A 16,463-nucleotide genomic window follows, 5' to 3' on the forward strand; every position below is an offset into this window, starting at 1 on the left:
CAATAGGTCATCAGTGATAGCATAAATTGTAATTATTTCGTTTAACATTACCCCTCCTAATTTTTCCTCTGGAGGGGATTTTATTGCTTATGCAATGCCACCTGAACACCTGCAAGCATAACTAGCAACTTGGGTTATTAATAGCCTCATCTTGTCACTAAAACTTTGATGTCCTTGGAAAAACCAAATCAAAGTATGAGTATCTAACAATACCTGCATTACATATAATCCTGGAATTCTTCTAATGGCTCATCAAAGTCATCTGAGATTGTAATCAAATCTTTAGCGCTACCAAATAAAGGAGAGCGTTTTTTTTTCTGGAATCACCGGAGTCAGTTTTACCACGGGCTGCTCATCTTTGGTAATAATAATTTCCTCGCCATTGATTGCTGCTGCGATTAATTCGTGTAAGTGTTGTGATGCTGCGTCAATCGTAATGTGTTGCATAACTATCACCATTTAATTAATTATTTTACAGCTATTTTTATAAGTTTATGCTTAGAGAAAACGGTTCAATGCGATTGAGAGCATGTCCAACTTCGGTTACAAATGTGTCTCTCATCTCGCGGCTAATATGAGCCAAGCATCTTGATTTTAGTTTAGGTTACTTTTTCTGTGTTTAGCTCAATATGCAAAACTGCTAACTCAGCACTCGCTACTCTAGCCGCCACAGTTTGATCGTGTTGTCACTACTACCACTGGCAAGGGTTTTGCCATCTGGACTTATGGCGACGGAATTAACCGAGTTAGAATGCCCGGTGAGGGTTCCGGTGAGAGTGCGGATTTGCTGTCCGGTTGCGAGATTCCACAGTTTGATGGTACTGTCCCCATTACCACTGGCAAGGGTTTTGCCATCTGGGCTGATGGCGACGGAATTAACCTCGTAGGAATGCCCTGTGAGAGTGCGGATTTCTTTTCCTGTTGCCAAATTCCACAGTTTGATGGTGGTGTCCTTACTACCACTGACAAGGGTTTTGCCATCTGGGCTAAAGGCGACGGAAAGAACCCAGTCAGAATGCCCAGTGTTCGCGTAGCGTTCCGAAGGAAAAGTGCGGATTTGCTCTCCCGTTGCTATATCCCACAGTTTGATGGTATTGTCAAAACTACCACTAGCAAGGGTTTTGCCATCTGGGCTGAAGACGACGGAATAAACCGCGCCAAAATGCCCTTTGAGAGTGCGAATTTGCTCTCCGGTTGCCAGATTCCACAGTTTGATGGTATTGTCATAACTACCACTGGCAAGGGTTTTGCCATCTGGGCTGATGGCGACGGAAATAACCAAGTTAGAATGCCCAGTAAGAGTACCAATTTGCTCTCCGGTTGCCAAATTCCACAGTATGATGGTTGTGTCACCACGACTACCACTGGCAAGGGTGTTGCCATCTGGGCTGAAGGCGACGGAAATAACCCAGTCAGAATGCCCAGTGAGAGTGCGGATTTGCTCTCCGGTTGCCAGATTCCACAGTTTGATGGTATTGTCATTACTACCACTAGCAAGGGTTTTGCCATCTGGGCTGATGGCGACGGAACCAACCGGGTTAGAATGACCTGTGAGGGTTCTTTCTAGGAAAGAACTGCTGGGAAAGCTCTCAACTAAAAATATTGGACTAGTTGGAAACAAGCGATAACGAACGCAGCCATAGAACTGAGTTCCAACTATTGTAATAGCAGCACCCACCAGGAATCTTTTTCTGAAATTAGTATTTTGTCTGGATGGCTTTTGTGGCAATCCTTGTGATATTAGTAGTGACTTTGCTGGTGTTAGTAGCGTTGATGGTGGCGGTTGAGAAATTACTGTAGACGGTGGCGGTGATACTGTAGTTGCAATTACTGGCTGGGTTGGGGGTATTGAAGCTGATAGCGAGAGATTTAAATCTTGTAAAACTTCCTCGGCTGACTGATAACGCTGCTGAAATTCTTCTTGCAACAATTTATCTAGCATACGCCCCAAATTCTGACTCACGCTTTGCTGCAAATGCTGTCTCCAACTCGCAACCCAACCATAACCTTGTCGTTTCCAAAGTTCCCAAGGGTGAATTCCACTCAGCAGGTGAAAGCAGGTTGCACCTATACTATATAAATCACTAGCTGGGTAAGCTTCACCTCCTTCCATTTGTTCTAGTGGTGCATAACCAAAGGAACCAATGGTTGTTCCTACTTGCGTCATCACCGTTGCTGTCAGTTGCTTGGATGCACCAAAGTCAATCAGTACCAACTTCCCATCACTGTGACGAATGATATTTTCTGGCTTGATATCGCGGTGAATGACTTTGTATTGATGAACTGTTTTGAGAATATCTAACAAATCAAGCAATAATTCTCTGATTTTTTGCTCGTTGAAAATTCCCTGCTGTTGTAATTCCGTCAATAAATTCTGCCCGTTGATAAACTCCTGCACTAAATACAGGCGATTATCTTGCTCAAAATATGCCAACAGTGTGGGAATTTTGAGATGTTTTCCTAACTGTTGCAGTCGCTTTGCTTCTTGCTCAAATAGTTCCGTGGCTTTATTTAATGCGTCAGTTCCCTGGACTTGCGGTGCAAATTGCTTGATGACACAATGCTCATTTAGTTTATCTATATCTTCTGCTAAATAAGTCTTACCAAATCCTCCACCACCTAATGATTTAATCGGGCGATAGCGGTTTCTCAACACTACCAATCCTACACCGCAGTTTGAGCAAAACATTGTGCCATCAGGATTGGGCGGATTGTGGCAAGCTGGATTCAGGCAGCAGATCATAAACTGTGCTTCTGTGGAGAAATGTATTTATTATCGCTTAAGCACAACCCATTCTTTATAGAAACCGCAAAATTAAGGCTTACTTTTCTAGGTTCAAGTTCTGTTTATTTTTGCCAGCGAGAATCTTCAAATTATTGAACCCGCCAATTAAAGAGAATATTCGCATTGCAGAAGAAGCAATTAGGCGGCGTGTTGAGGAAGCATATAGAAGAAAAAAAGTAAGAGGATGTCTGAGAAGTATTAAATATTTCGCTTGATCCCCCCTAGCCCCCCTTAAAAAGGGGGGAACCAAATCAAAGTCCCCCTTTTTAAGGGGGATTTAGGGGGATCTACAAGTCTCAAATACAACACCAAAAAGTTTTCAGACATCCTCTAAGATTCCCAAACTGTAATACTCATTAATGAGCCTTTGAACTCCATTAATGAGCCTCTGAACTTCATTAATGAGTATTTGAGCTTCATTAATGAGCCTCCGAACTCCATTAATGCACCTTTGAACTCCATTAATGCACCTCTGAACTCCATTAACAAATCTTCAGATACCTCATTCCCAGTCTATGGCTGGGAATGCCTATTTGCAGCCTCTACCTCCCGAATTCGCGGCAGAGTCGCAATGAAGTACATTTATAGGTTCTACCTGGAACGAGATTTCAATCTGGAAACGAGATTTATAAAAATTTTGGCAATCGCTATTCCCACACATCTATATAATAAGAAAACAGTCACGATAAGCGATAACTATATTTTGAAACGTATACATACATACAGACAGCAAATCCTAAAAGAAAATAAAGAAACCTGTCTTTCGTTTAACCCAATAATAAGATACTAATAGTAATAGGATATACAGAAAATAGATTTGTAGCCTTATCAAATTCATGCTTGAGTACATCTGAGTACAACTTAATATATTGCAAAATATCTTGATAAAATCTTAGCAAATGCTTACGGGTAAAGTTTCTTGTAGCGTGAACAGAAATTCTTAACCCCTGCCCCAAAAATACTAGTACCCCCATCATTAAATACTAGTGCCCCTACCCCAAGATAAATTTTAAGTTTATCTGGAGTCGGGGTTTCGGCGTTTGAGTGCAACCTCAATCAATCCAATAAATCCAATCAGCATTGGGTTTGGTATCGAGTTGGATGTCACCTGATATAAGCATAAAAATAGCAGATGACTCACTTACCAGATAGACATTACCGATGCAACAGTCTTTAGACAGTATTAGCGATTCCCCAAGTACCAAAACGCAGGATTTTGCCCATACATCCATGCTGAAAAATCTCTTCTCTGGCGTTTTTTTTGAGCCATTATTGAGTGATTTTCGCATTATTTTTGAGCGCGATCCCGCAGCACGGAATTGGCTAGAGGTAGTATTTTGCTATCCAGGATTGCACGCGCTATGTTTGCATCGTCTTGCTCACTGGTTACATAATCGAGGAGTCGGTTTTATCCCCCGTTTCATTTCTCACTTGGGGCGATTTTTGACCGGAATTGAAATTCACCCAGGTGCAGAGATTGGTGAAGGCGTGTTTATCGACCACGGAATGGGAGTAGTCATTGGCGAAACTGCGATCGTCGGCGACTATACACTGATTTATCAGGGCGTTACCCTTGGCGGAACTGGTAAAGAAACTGGTAAGCGTCATCCCACAGTCGGCAAAAATGCGGTGATTGGGGCGGGTGCGAAGGTTTTGGGTAATCTGCAAATTGGCGATCGCGTTCGTATTGGTGCAGGTTCGGTTGTCTTACGGAATGTCCCCAACGACTGCACAGTTGTCGGAATTCCCGGCCGAATTATTTCTCGCAACGAAAACGCCAGCCTTTCTCCTTTAGAACATGGAAAGCTACCCGATATGGAAGCAACCGTGATTCGTTCTTTGCTCTCGCGCATTGAAGAACTCGAAAAACAACTGCAAACTTTACAAGTCAAGAGTCATTAGTCACTTGTACTGAGCGTAGTCGAAGTATTGGTCATTGGTCATTAGCAAATGACAAAGGACTAAGGATAAATGACAAATGACAAAGGACAAAAGACAAATGACAAATCACGTTTTGCAGATTCCTTTGAGCGATCGCTGGCGAATCTATCACCGTTTGCAAGAGTTAAAAATTAATTGCTCTTGTCCCCCTGATGGTTCTTTGCGAGTGCAAGTGAACAATTTGCTGGAAGTAATTCTAATTCGCAGTACAGTTATGCAACTTCTGGCTTCTCGTCACGAATTATTAGAGTGGTTAGAGCGTTGCTGGCATTACAGTGATGAGTCATGATTATTTCAAAAAGACCTAATTCAAAGACGATTAATCTTGAATTCATGACGCAAGTACTGGACTTCATCGTTTTTGTTCATAGATGCACAAAGCTCAAATAGGTTTAGAGTTTGAAGCTACTGTCCGCTAGCAGAATTTATTGCAGACTGAGATGGATTAGATAGAGTTTAGATTTTGTTGGGTCTACTAAATCTGAAACTTCCCTGACATATAGCAACAATTAAAAAGACGAAATTCCTAAATATAAATTGGAGTTTCTGATTTTTAACCTTTTCCCAAATTAAGAAATTGAAAGTTCAATTATGGCGACTCGGAACAGAGATATAAAACTCCTCAATTTTTTGCACAATGAACTTGAACTTTCAAATGCCGATATTGCTGTAGCTCTGCGACACCGTGAATTAGAAAATGGCCCGCTACCGATGCTTCTCTGGCAGTATGGTTTCGTTGACTTGGAGCAGCTAGGAAAAATTTTTGATTGGCTAGCAGACCAAAGTTAGCGAATTTGTACTTCTTAACGTTGAATACCATTACCTGCCTAAATTACACCAAAATGTACTAGAAAAGATGAGGTTACGAAGATGATTACATCCTTAATTGCTGGCTTTTGTGTATTACTTTGTTCGGGATTTGCTAATAGTTATATTAGTTCATTGCTACTCGAAGACATTTCAACTGACATCGGTAAAAACGATTAGTAATTTATACATTGTTTTAGTTCCCTGTCATACAGATGTGATGCTAAGAATAAGGCAATAATTAAGGATCATGTATCCTACATTATGAATTGTGATATTTTTAGCATTTGCCATCGCCGGGGATTGTAGAGGGAAAGGATATTAAGAATACTTCCAAGAGAGGGATATTTGCAATGAATCAAATCATAATTAATGACACTACATTACGTGATGGCGAACAAGCAGCAGGTGTTGCCTTTACTCTACAAGAAAAAGTAGCGATCGCTAAGTTTCTCGATGCTATTGGTATACCGGAATTAGAAGTGGGTATACCGGCAATGGGCGACGAAGAAACCCGGGCGATCGCTGCAATCTCTAACTTAGGTTTACAAGCAAAACTCTTGGGCTGGAACCGTGCTGTCATCTCAGATATCAAGGCTTCCATCGCCTGTGGTTTGAATCGGGTGCATATTGCTATTCCCGTCTCTGGTATCCAAATTGCCACTAAATTTCATGGTCAGTGGCGAGTAAGTTTACAAAAACTCAAAGACTCAATCCACTTCGCCCTTGACCAAGGTCTTTGGGTAGCAGTTGGCGGAGAAGATTCTTCTAGAGCTGATGAAAACTTCCTCTTAGATGTAGCACTTTATGCCCAAGATTGGGGTGCATCCCGCTTCCGCTTCTGCGACACTGTAGGAGTACTCGACCCCTTCACCACCTACACCAAAGTCCAAAGGCTGGTTTCAGCGTTGACGATTCCCCTAGAAATCCACACGCATAACGATTTTGGTCTGGCAACTGCCAACGCTCTTGCTGGTATCAAAGCTGGAGCATCATCAGTAAATACCACAGTCAACGGATTGGGTGAACGGGCGGGAAATGCAGCATTAGAAGAAGTTGTGATGGCGATTAAACGCATCTACGGCGTTAATTTGGGCATTAACACACCCAGTTTGCTGGAACTGTCTCAATTAGTTGCAGCAGCATCAGGAGCTAGCGTACCACCTTGGAAAGCGATCGTTGGCGAAAATACTTTTGCTCACGAATCTGGTATCCATGCTCACGGAGTATTGCAAAACCCCGTCACCTACGAACCATTTGCACCCGAAGAGGTGGGTTGGGAACGGCGTTTAGTAGTAGGTAAACATTCTGGACGGCATTTAGTTGCTAACTTACTAGAACAGCATGGAATTTTCTTGAATTCCCAAGAAACCCAATCTGTTTTAGACGCAGTGCGCCATCAATCGGTACAGAAAAAACGCAGTTTGACGACAGAAGAACTATTGAATTTGGTCAGAGAACAGAGGTACTCTCATGCAACGCGATGAATTAGAACTAAACTTGCCACCCGCTTTTGAAATTGGTGAAAAAGTCAGAGTTCGTAAACTGCTAAAAAACGATGGTACCTTTCCCGGTAAGGAAGTCGGCCAAGTTTTAGTCAACAAAGGAGATATCGGTTACATAGCGAGTATAGGCACATATTTGCAGACTTCCTATATATATGCTGTGCATTTCTTAGAAACAGGGTTTGTCGTCGGCTGCAAGAAAAAAGAACTAGAATCGGTTGAGGAGTCTCATGAAAGTAATGCTACGGATGAATGATGCCGGCACTTTAGTAGTTTACGTTGCTAAAAAAGACCTGGAAGAAGAAGTCGTCAAACAAACCGATGGAAATGATGGCAAGATTCTCACCCTAGCAAATGGTTGGGAATTAGAATTTCGTGAATTGCCAGACACAGCAAATTTACCTCAAACAGTAGAAGCTAAACGCCTCGCATAAAAAATGCGGAGTAAAGAAGGGAATAGGTTATAGGTTACAGGGTACAAATTATTCCCTATAACCTGTCACCTGTCACCTTTCCCCTAATCCTCAATCCCCAATAACTTTTTATCAATCATGGGTAACAAATATTTGACGTTATCAGAATTGAATCTTGAGGGACAGTTACTAGGTTTTGTTGGTGGTGAACCAGGAAAATATAAATACTTGCAATTGGCAGTTCCATCTGGAAATGTAGACATTAAACTGCCTAAAGAGTTGCGCTGTTTACTAAGTTCATCCTTAGTTCCTGGTCAGCAACTTCGCATTTGTGGTCATAGTAAGATAGACTCGCGCACAAGTAAAATTAAAATTAAAGCCTATAAGGTGACACCAATTGATGTGTGTCCAAAGCAAGATTTACCACCTCAACCCAAAGCGAGGATTATGGTATGTCAAAAGGGCGGTTGCCTAAAACGTGGTGGTAAAGGCTTATTATCAGAATTAGAAAAAACTTTGTGCGATCGCGGTTTGTTAGACAAAGTTACCATTGAACATACTAGTTGCCAAAAATGCTGTGGTAGCGCTCCCAACTGTGTTTTACAGCTTGGTAAAAAGAAATACAAAAATATTCATCCTGACGCGATCGCAACTTTGCTAGAAAGTCACTTAACAGAGTAATAATCTTCTCTAGCTATTCTTAAAATAATACATAAATTTGTAGGGGTAAAAATTTTACCCCTATTTTTTGTTTGTATAGTATAGTACCCTTGTCAAACTGCGATCGGCTAAGTTATAACTGCTGCAACGTTAGTAATACCAAATACAAACAGAACTTATAAAAATTTCCAGTAGTCTTGTTCCATCAGGACTACAAGCTTAATTATTGTGTGTAACTTTTTTGGAATTACCTTAAATACTTAAAAATAAATGTCTTTGTTTACGAATTTACTCAATCTGCATTCAGGAAACAAACCGCGTGAAGATTTTTTTACTGAGATTGTTGCTTATTTTTTATCCTTGAATAAGGATATTTTAATTGATTGGCTAAAACATCACTCAATCATTAGTGATGATAATTATTCCAGCGTCAAGATTTCAACTCAACAAGAACACAAAGGACTTGAAAGCCATACAGAGAATAGCAGACTTGATATTGTGATTGAACTGTCAAATGGTTTGAGTACAGATGTAATCTTTATTGAATCAAAAATTGGCGCGAAGGATGGAAATAATTCTTTAAAAAAATATGCTGAAATTTTGAGCAATTTACCAAATGTCAGACATCGAATTTTAATTTACATCACTCGTGATTATGATCCGAAAAAAGAAATTAAAACTCCAGCATTTAATCTAGAGCCAAAAGTAAGTTTTTATCAATTGAGGTGGCATCAATTTTATGCTCGATTACAACAATACGCAACTGATATCTTAGCCCAAGAAATATTAATGTTCATGAGGATAAATGGAATGTCTACCACTAACCAATTTTCATCGCTTGACTTATTGACAATGGTGAATTTTAACAAAACTCTCAATCTTATGGAATCAACTCTCAGTGAAGAAGTACAGCAAGAATTTAGGGTAGCTTTTGGAGGTGTTATCAGAGGGGCAGCAAGTAGAACTCAATGGAAATGGGACGAGAGATATATTATCTACACCCACTTTTCTCTCTCAACATGGGACTTATGGTGTGGTCTTGGATACTTCAATTTAAATCCAAATAATTTAACTGATTATCCATATTTAGGTATATTTTTGCAGGTTTCTCACAGGTTTGGACAACGCCCAAAAATTATTGAATCTATGCAAAAAATAATTAATGATAAACCCAATCTATGGACTCCTAGTAATTTAAAAGTTTTGCCAGCATGGTCAGGTATATTTTATCGAAAAAGCTTACAAGATTTTTTATCTGAAGAAAACCACGTATCTGCTATTAAATTATTTTTCCAAGAGTCAATAAAGGAATTAAAAACGGTTCAGGAACAATATTTTGATTTTCCTTGGAAGAGTGTAAGTATAGAAGCAACTATAGAAGATGATAAAGAAGAATACCCAGACACCTCATTATCTTCTATCGCATAACTTTAATCAGCTATAGCTATATTAAGATAAAAATAACTCTGCATTCTCGTAGTTGTTATGAGCCTTACCACTGCTAAACGCTTTACTATAGCTGAATATCACCGTCTAGCTGAACTCGGCTTCTTTGAGGAGAATGACCGAGTTGAGCTAATTAAGGGTGAAATAATCCAGATGGCAGCAAAAGGTACACCGCACTCTGTTTGTGAAACACGCCTAGAACGAGAATTATATAAGCTAGTAGGCGATCGCGCAACCCTGCGAGGACAACAGCCAATTACTTTGTCTAACAACAGCGAGCCTGAACCCGATAGAGTAATTGCAAAAAATAGAGATGATGACTATCTAGGGAATCATCCCAGCCCATCTGATATTTTACTATTAATTGAGATTGCCGATTCATCCTTAAAATACGATCAAGAGGAAAAACTACCTATTTATGCCGAAGCAGGTATTTCTGATTATTGGATATTTAATTTAGTAGATAATTATCTGGAGTGCTACAGCGAACCTTATCAAACTTTGCAAAGTAAATTTGGTTATCGTCGCAAATTTATTTATCTGCCAAATGAATCAGTTAATCTGCCCTGTTTTTCTGATTTAGTTGTGGATTTATCTAAGGTGTTTCCAGGTTAAGGTGTAAGGAGCGATGTCAGACAACAAGCCGCTGCAAGCCTTAAGCGAGTATAGGTGTCATGAGCATTACAGAGATTCTTTAGAGCATTGCCTGAGTAGTTTTGTATTTGATAACTATATTAGAAAAAAATGCCCTTGCTAGAAAGTAAGGGCATTAAAATTTACCTATTTAATATTTAACGATTAAATCTATACGGTTTGGGATACTTTTTGCTTAAGCTTCATCCAAAATTACATCACTTCAGCGATCATTTCCATGAGATAAAATAGTCTTTTATGTTGTCTATAATCACTAAAGAGAAATCAAGCCGTATTGCGAATAGTCCCTACCCAATTGCTACGCTAATTTCTTGCGTAGCTTGCTACCAGCCAAAGCCAGACCAACAATTCCTAAACCAGCGAGACTAGCAGGCTCTGGAGTTGATTGGACAATACCAGATTTCTTGAATTCAAATGCAATGGTTTGTGTGCCATTAAATTTGCTGGCATCATAACCAGTGGTTAGCAACTGCTGGGTTATATTACCCTGTGCTAAAAACGAGATTCCACTCAGATAATTTCCAGAGTTGATGACATTGAGATTAAATGTATTGTCCTTGCCGTTATTAGTAAAGTAACTATTGGTCAAATCACCATAACCGACAACACCACCACCTTGTTTTACCTGACTTTCGTAAGAATTCCCTCCTCCTGCTAAACCACCATATGTAGCAATGGTGTAGCCTTCTTTGATATTAGTAACTGTTTTTGCCTGGACATTACTATAAACACCTAGTTGTTGTACCCCTGAAGCATTCGCTGAAGCGAAATGAATCCCGAACAAATCCCCGCTGCTCATAGCATTGTCAAAGGTCTTACCCGCCATATTGAAGAACAAATCACCATATCCAATCTGACCACCGGCAGCACCCTGTTCAGCCTCTCCTGTTAACTTCATATTGCCATTGATTGCCACAATGATACTGGTAGCAGTTTCTTTGATAGCCATACCAGAGATATCGTAGGGGTTTACTTTTCCTGGCGCGGCACCAACCCAGTAATTCCCGTTCATCCCATCTTTGTTTGAATCAAATGCATACTGCCACCCGTTAGCAGTGGAATTTTGACCCACCAAAAGACCGGTAGTGTCGTTCAGACACTCCAAAGAGATGCTAAATGCTGTTCCCTTTAAGTCTGAGGCATAGGCTCCTTGACCAGCCACAAAGAAGATTCCAAAAGTAGCAATACCAACCTTCAGTAAATTGAATAAGTTTTGAGTTTTCATTATTTATAAATTGATTGATTTAGAGAATCACAATTTTTTGGACTCCTCTATTTGTAATTGGAATTACAAAAATATAAAAGCGTGATTTTTCGGAAAATATAATTTGGATAACTTAACGTTAATTTTATAAAACTCAAATAAAGAATGACATATTTAGTTACAATTGCCTTTATTTAACCCAATTGTATTAAAGTGAAATAGCCGCAAAACCAAGTAGATGTAGTAGCCTACGATTATCTGCACCCATTTAATTAGATAATTTTAAAAAACTTTTGGGTTTGTGTAAGCTTAATAAACCGTATCCCGCCAGCATCTCCGTACAGGGTATCTAAACCCGCGATCTACTTTAGAAAGTAATATCCGATTCTGATGAACACTTGGGCATTTTCATTGCACCTTGCTATTTAAGGGAGTCAGGAGGCAGGGATCGAAATGAATAAGCCTCCTGACGACTGACACCTTTATTATGGTTCCTAGCAAAAAATGCAACCTTTCTAATCAAATCAAACCTTCCAATGCGTGTTGCAAATCGTTGGTCACATCAGCAACAGCTTGTCTAGCACCCAACCGATTTTCCTTATATACCGGGTAACGCTCAGAAATGGATATAGGTTCACCCACAGTTATTTTTACTTTTTGCTTACCCAATTGCGGACGCTGTACAGTTTTATTGCTTTTGATTTTAGCAATCATCTGCCATAAAATTAAAGTCGTCTCAGCAAACCTTTCTGCTGTTGGATTTTCGCGAATATAATTACCAGAAACTGCCACAAAACTTTCTACTAAACGCATGTGCCACATCCGCGCATTCGCTTCTTCTGCAATGCGATCGCCTAAAGCTCTTTCAACCGCAGATACTCCTTTGACATCCTTAAATTCTTCTCTAAATATATAATTCCAACCTGCTTGCTCGACTCGCCGACAACGATCGCTCAAACTACCTTTGGACTGCAAATTAAAATACTGTTCTGAGATTAACAACGCTGCATTCAACAACGCTTGTAAACGAACTGCTAATGCTTCATTTCTATCGGTAATTTGCCCGTTGATAACCTTGGGATCTGGCAGTTTTTGATGATAAAACCGGGTGTAAAATTCTTCCATAAGCAAAAGTAAATGTTCTGCCAAAGTCAACAACCGGGGATAAAGTGACTCTATAGAAGCATTTTCTGCTGAATTCACAGGTAAACCACTAGCCGCTTCCAATTCACTTAAAAGATTAGCGATCGCATCCCAAGGAGCATCAACGTAACTATATTTAATCCCAACTGGTACAATTAGAACTTGTTGGTCGCTTCCAGCTTTTTGCAAATCTTCAGCACACCAAAAGCCTAATTGGGCGATACCAGGTTCTAGGGGGCTGATATTCTCTGATAAACCATTGGTAGCACCCTCTGGTGCAGCCGCCATTGGAAATTTGCCATTGGCGAACAAGTCACGCGCCGAACGTAACCCCGTCCAGTCAGCCTTACCTCGCTGAATCGGAGTACCACCTAAATGAGAAGCAATCCAACCAACGTAGGAACCTGCCCAGAGAGGAATGCCGCGATCGTAAATAAAATGAGCGTGAATGGGATGTTGTAGTTTTGTACCTTGCGATCGCGCTGTCTTTGGTACGAGTTGAGATAGCAAGTAGCCTAAACAAAACGGATCGTCTGTTTTGGGATGGCGAAATGCCAGCATAAAACGGATTTTACCCTCCTGAAACTGGCGATAGAGATCCACTAGAACCTCTACGTTATCTGCTTCAATTTGGCTAATAGGTGTTAGCCAGTTTATCCAACTGGGTAGTAATAGATGGACAACTCGTAGTAATAAAGGGTTAAACGCGGGAAGAATAAATTCTAAGGGTGCCTGTGCTTGATAAATTACATCTGCCAAAGTAGTTTCTCCTAAAGATGCCCTGATTATAATCGCCTGATGGTTATTTTTTTAAGATATCTTAACGGCTGTAATATGCCCTGAGTAATGAAGTCAAAGTAAAACTGGCCTATTGTGCTGTGCTTGACACATTACTCAGGTTAGAAAACTAGGATACCTTCTTAGTCTACGCAGATTATTTTAATGAAGCGTACTTACGCAGACTTATAAAGTATTTTCTGCTGCAATGAAAAGTGTTGGCAGATAGTGGAGTTTAGCAGCACTTGCAAATCTTAATAACAAGAAAGACTCAGAGCTGATTCGTAAAGAAAATCTTAAGGATACTCAAATCATTGCAAGGTCTGAGTTTCAGCGAATAAGTGCATTATTGGCTCAAATTCCTGAAAAGTATACAAGACAAGGACTTTACTTGAGTTTACAAATTAGCTCTCAAGCTAAATCCTGGCAATACATCTTCACCCGATAATTGTGTGGGTAGATTTCGCACTTCCAAATCTTGTTTTTGACGATAAATTTCGACTTGCTGCTGTTGGGGGTTAATTAACCATGCCAATTGCACCCCTGCATCCATATATTCTTGCATTTTGGAACGCAACATTTCCAAATCATCTGTTGCTGACCTTAATTCAATCACAAAATCGGGTGCAATGGGGGGAAATTTGCGTCTTTGTTCTGGTGTAAGTGCTTGCCAACGTTCTCGTTGAATCCAAGCGGCATCTGGGAACGATCGCCACCATTGGGTAATTTGAATATAGTAGAAGAACTGAAAGTGTAACCGAGGCCAGTTTGCCGATTCCAAATTCCCAAATCGATAATTAAATCTGCTTCTCGATTGCCGCTTTCGCCTCCAACGGGGGACATGATGATTAATTCGCCCTTTGCAGTGCGTTCAAATTTCAATTCGCGGTTATTTTGACATAAGTGATAAAATTGTTCGTCACTCAAGTGAACGGTGTCTAGTTTTAATGTCAAAGGACTCATAACCTAGACCTAGATTAAAGGGGGCTGGGGACTGGGGATTAGGGATTGGGTGCTAAATAGACAAATTATGGTGGGGGAAGAATGCCGCGACCTAGTTAAATAGTTGCAGAAATTATATCATGCTATGTCTTAACGGCTGTATGATGCCGATCGCGCTTGCTCTGGGCGCACCAAAAACTAGAATACCTTGTTAGTCAACGCAGGCAAACGAGAGTTTGTATGGCTGCGATTTCTAATCGCCAGTTGGTTTATAAACAAATTAGAGATTCTGGAAAGGGAATAAACGATGCGACTTTCACAAATGTTATTTGTTACACTGCGGGACGATCCGGCTGATGCTGAGATTCCCAGTCATAAATTATTACTCCGTGCAGGTTACATTCGTCGCATCGGTAGTGGTATCTATGCTTATTTGCCGCTAATGTGGCGGGTACTGCAAAAAGTTTCCCAAATTGTGCGGGAAGAAATGAACGCTACAGGCGCACAAGAATGTCTCCTACCACAATTACAATCGGCTGATTTATGGAAGGAATCGGGACGCTGGGACACTTACACCAAAGCTGAGGGGATCATGTTTTCCCTAATTGACCGCCGCGAGCAACAATTAGGATTAGGCCCAACTCATGAGGAAGTAATTACAGCGATCGCTCGTGATATGATTCGCTCTTATCGCCAGCTACCACTAAATCTCTACCAAATTCAAACCAAATTCCGCGATGAAATTCGTCCCCGCTTTGGTTTAATGCGCGGACGAGAGTTTATCATGAAGGATGCCTATTCCTTCCATACCGATGAAGCTAGCCTCAAAGAAACTTACCAGGATATGTATAAAGCCTACAGTAATATTCTGCGGCGTTCTGGTTTAGCTTTTCGGGCAGTGGAAGCTGATTCTGGTGCAATTGGTGGTTCTGGTTCTACAGAATTTATGATTTTGGCGGAAGCTGGCGAAGACGAAGTTCTCTACACTGAAGATGGTAAATACGCCGCTAACGTAGAAAAGGCTGTTTCTTTACCAATTGACGCCGAAACCTCACGGTTTACAACCTATGAGAAACGCGATACACCTGGAACAGAAACGATTGAAAAGGTGTGTCAACTCCTCAACTGTTCTCCTACTCAATTGGTAAAAAATGTCCTTTATCAGACAGTTTATGATAATGGTATAACAGTGTTAGTTTTGGTGAGCATCCGAGGCGATCAGGAAGTTAATGAGGTCAAATTGCAAAATGAATTGACCAAATTAGCTTCTGAATATGGCGCTAAAACTATTATTAGTTTGAATGTACCAAATGTAGAAGCCCAGCAAGCATGGACAACTAAATCTCTGCCTTTAGGCTACATTGCGCCAGATATCGCAGATGAGTATATTACTGCTAATAAACAGATCCATCCCAAGTTTTTGCGCTTGGTGGATCGAACAGCAGTTGATTTAAAAAACTTTGTTACAGGCGCGAATGAAGCTGGTTATCACGTAGTTGGTGCTAATTGGAACGAGCAATTTAAGTTACCAGAGCGAATAGTAGATATTCGTAAATCAAGACCAGGCGATCGCGCCATCCACAATCCAGAACAAATCCTACAAAGCGCCCGTGGAGTTGAAGCAGGTCACATCTTCCAATTAGGTACGAAATACTCTCAAGCGATGGGTGCAACTTATACCAACGAACAGGGTGAAGAGAAGCCGCTAGTTATGGGTTGTTTTGGTGTAGGCGTGTCACGATTAGCCCAAGCTGCCGTCGAGCAATCTTACGATAAAGATGGGATTATTTGGCCAGTTGCGATCGCACCTTATCACGCGATCGTCACAATCCCTAACATTAAAGATGCTCAACAAATCGAAATCGCTCAAAAACTTTACACAGAACTCAATCAGGCGGGAATTGAAACTCTACTAGATGACCGCGACGAACGGGCAGGAGTTAAATTTAAAGATGCTGACTTGATAGGCATACCTTATAGAATTGTAACCGGACGCGCGATCGCTAATGGCAAAGTTGAAGTTGTAGAAAGAGCCACCCGTAAATCTCAAGAAATTGCCATTGATGAAGTGACAACCACACTTCATAAGTGGATTACACAAGCAATAGAGGGTAAAGATTAAACGCAGAGGGGCGCAAAGGGAAGCGCAGAGTTTCGCGGAGTATTTTTTATGAGAAATACTTTGC

General features: G+C 40.6%; 15 protein-coding genes and 1 pseudogene. 10 read left to right on the forward strand and 6 right to left on the reverse strand.

Annotated elements, in window-relative coordinates:
• Positions 1 to 218 precede the first annotated feature (218 nt).
• From RMY32_RS12225 to RMY32_RS12235, 3 genes are all read right to left on the reverse strand, one after another.
• Positions 219 to 278, reverse strand: coding sequence for a hypothetical protein (locus tag RMY32_RS12225; protein ID WP_409882841.1), 60 nt, complete (start codon positions 276 to 278; stop codon positions 219 to 221).
• A 10-nt stretch (positions 279 to 288) separates the two neighbouring features.
• The gene (locus RMY32_RS12230) at positions 289 to 447 is read right to left on the reverse strand and encodes a type II toxin-antitoxin system Phd/YefM family antitoxin (RefSeq protein WP_409882824.1); all 159 of its coding nucleotides are present in this window, start codon (positions 445 to 447) and stop codon (positions 289 to 291) included.
• 208 nt (positions 448 to 655) lie between these two features.
• Positions 656 to 2,743, reverse strand: a complete 2,088-nt coding sequence (locus RMY32_RS12235) for a serine/threonine-protein kinase (RefSeq protein ID WP_322709502.1) — start codon at positions 2,741 to 2,743, stop codon at positions 656 to 658.
• A 1,203-nt stretch (positions 2,744 to 3,946) separates the two neighbouring features.
• On the opposite strand from RMY32_RS12235, the gene cysE reads away from it, so the two are divergent.
• The 9 genes from cysE (at position 3,947) to RMY32_RS12280 (ending at position 10,172) form a co-directional block, all read left to right on the forward strand.
• The gene (gene cysE, locus RMY32_RS12240; protein WP_322709503.1) at positions 3,947 to 4,687 is read left to right on the forward strand and encodes a serine O-acetyltransferase; all 741 of its coding nucleotides are present in this window, start codon (positions 3,947 to 3,949) and stop codon (positions 4,685 to 4,687) included.
• A gap of 97 nt (positions 4,688 to 4,784) precedes the next feature.
• Complete coding sequence (locus RMY32_RS12245) at positions 4,785 to 5,015, forward strand: Asr1405/Asl0597 family protein (RefSeq protein WP_292816153.1); 231 nt, start codon at positions 4,785 to 4,787, stop codon at positions 5,013 to 5,015.
• Positions 5,016 to 5,317: 302 nt separating this feature from the next.
• Positions 5,318 to 5,515, forward strand: a complete 198-nt coding sequence (locus RMY32_RS12250) for a DUF2949 domain-containing protein (RefSeq protein WP_094349915.1) — start codon at positions 5,318 to 5,320, stop codon at positions 5,513 to 5,515.
• 371 nt (positions 5,516 to 5,886) lie between these two features.
• Positions 5,887 to 7,020 carry a homocitrate synthase gene (nifV, locus tag RMY32_RS12255; RefSeq protein ID WP_322709504.1) on the forward strand — a complete coding sequence of 378 codons (1,134 nt, stop codon included), beginning with the start codon at positions 5,887 to 5,889 and terminating at the stop codon, positions 7,018 to 7,020.
• Positions 7,007 to 7,294 (forward strand): nitrogen fixation protein NifZ, encoded by a 288-nt coding sequence (locus RMY32_RS12260; protein ID WP_069070441.1) that lies wholly within the window; start codon positions 7,007 to 7,009, stop codon positions 7,292 to 7,294. The genes nifV and RMY32_RS12260 overlap by 14 nt, the downstream gene beginning before the upstream one ends.
• Entirely contained in the window at positions 7,269 to 7,472 is a 204-nt protein-coding gene (gene nifT / locus RMY32_RS12265) for a putative nitrogen fixation protein NifT (RefSeq protein ID WP_069070440.1), read from the forward strand. The genes RMY32_RS12260 and nifT overlap by 26 nt, the downstream gene beginning before the upstream one ends.
• A 117-nt stretch (positions 7,473 to 7,589) precedes the next feature.
• Positions 7,590 to 8,132: a (2Fe-2S) ferredoxin domain-containing protein gene (locus tag RMY32_RS12270; protein WP_322709505.1), complete on the forward strand. Its 543-nt coding sequence runs from the start codon at positions 7,590 to 7,592 to the stop codon at positions 8,130 to 8,132.
• 249 nt (positions 8,133 to 8,381) lie between these two features.
• Positions 8,382 to 9,539: a PD-(D/E)XK nuclease family protein gene (locus RMY32_RS12275; protein WP_322709507.1), complete on the forward strand. Its 1,158-nt coding sequence runs from the start codon at positions 8,382 to 8,384 to the stop codon at positions 9,537 to 9,539.
• A gap of 57 nt (positions 9,540 to 9,596) precedes the next feature.
• Positions 9,597 to 10,172, forward strand: a complete 576-nt coding sequence (locus tag RMY32_RS12280) for a Uma2 family endonuclease (RefSeq protein ID WP_322709508.1) — start codon at positions 9,597 to 9,599, stop codon at positions 10,170 to 10,172.
• A 337-nt stretch (positions 10,173 to 10,509) separates the two neighbouring features.
• Here the strand turns inward: RMY32_RS12280 and RMY32_RS12285 are convergent, their stop codons facing one another.
• The 3 genes and pseudogenes from RMY32_RS12285 to RMY32_RS12295 all read right to left on the reverse strand — a co-directional run bounded on the left by RMY32_RS12285 (position 10,510) and on the right by RMY32_RS12295 (position 14,298).
• Positions 10,510 to 11,436, reverse strand: coding sequence for an XDD3 family exosortase-dependent surface protein (locus RMY32_RS12285; protein ID WP_322709509.1), 927 nt, complete (start codon positions 11,434 to 11,436; stop codon positions 10,510 to 10,512).
• A gap of 498 nt (positions 11,437 to 11,934) precedes the next feature.
• Entirely contained in the window at positions 11,935 to 13,317 is a 1,383-nt protein-coding gene (locus RMY32_RS12290) for a 1-acyl-sn-glycerol-3-phosphate acyltransferase (protein ID WP_322709510.1), read from the reverse strand.
• 415 nt (positions 13,318 to 13,732) lie between these two features.
• Positions 13,733 to 14,298: pseudogene (locus RMY32_RS12295) on the reverse strand (Uma2 family endonuclease).
• Positions 14,299 to 14,584: 286 nt separating this feature from the next.
• On the opposite strand from RMY32_RS12295, the gene RMY32_RS12300 reads away from it, so the two are divergent.
• Positions 14,585 to 16,399, forward strand: coding sequence for a proline--tRNA ligase (locus RMY32_RS12300; RefSeq protein WP_322709511.1), 1,815 nt, complete (start codon positions 14,585 to 14,587; stop codon positions 16,397 to 16,399).
• The last annotated feature ends 64 nt before the right edge of the window (positions 16,400 to 16,463 follow it).

This window comes from Nostoc sp. ChiSLP03a (assembly GCF_034531215.2).
Taxonomy (GTDB): domain Bacteria; phylum Cyanobacteriota; class Cyanobacteriia; order Cyanobacteriales; family Nostocaceae; genus Nostoc.

What these genes read in the sequence shown, in the direction of transcription:
- RMY32_RS12230 (WP_409882824.1), bottom strand. Translation starts at nt 447, where the DNA reads ATGCAACACATTACGATTGACGCAGCATCACAACACTTACACGAATTA.
- RMY32_RS12235 (WP_322709502.1), bottom strand. Translation starts at nt 2,743, where the DNA reads ATGATCTGCTGCCTGAATCCAGCTTGCCACAATCCGCCCAATCCTGAT.
- cysE (WP_322709503.1), top strand. Translation starts at nt 3,947, where the DNA reads ATGCAACAGTCTTTAGACAGTATTAGCGATTCCCCAAGTACCAAAACG.
- RMY32_RS12245 (WP_292816153.1), top strand. Translation starts at nt 4,785, where the DNA reads ATGACAAATCACGTTTTGCAGATTCCTTTGAGCGATCGCTGGCGAATC.
- RMY32_RS12250 (WP_094349915.1), top strand. Translation starts at nt 5,318, where the DNA reads ATGGCGACTCGGAACAGAGATATAAAACTCCTCAATTTTTTGCACAAT.
- nifV (WP_322709504.1), top strand. Translation starts at nt 5,887, where the DNA reads ATGAATCAAATCATAATTAATGACACTACATTACGTGATGGCGAACAA.
- RMY32_RS12260 (WP_069070441.1), top strand. Translation starts at nt 7,007, where the DNA reads ATGCAACGCGATGAATTAGAACTAAACTTGCCACCCGCTTTTGAAATT.
- nifT (WP_069070440.1), top strand. Translation starts at nt 7,269, where the DNA reads ATGAAAGTAATGCTACGGATGAATGATGCCGGCACTTTAGTAGTTTAC.
- RMY32_RS12270 (WP_322709505.1), top strand. Translation starts at nt 7,590, where the DNA reads ATGGGTAACAAATATTTGACGTTATCAGAATTGAATCTTGAGGGACAG.
- RMY32_RS12275 (WP_322709507.1), top strand. Translation starts at nt 8,382, where the DNA reads ATGTCTTTGTTTACGAATTTACTCAATCTGCATTCAGGAAACAAACCG.
- RMY32_RS12280 (WP_322709508.1), top strand. Translation starts at nt 9,597, where the DNA reads ATGAGCCTTACCACTGCTAAACGCTTTACTATAGCTGAATATCACCGT.
- RMY32_RS12285 (WP_322709509.1), bottom strand. Translation starts at nt 11,436, where the DNA reads ATGAAAACTCAAAACTTATTCAATTTACTGAAGGTTGGTATTGCTACT.
- RMY32_RS12300 (WP_322709511.1), top strand. Translation starts at nt 14,585, where the DNA reads ATGCGACTTTCACAAATGTTATTTGTTACACTGCGGGACGATCCGGCT.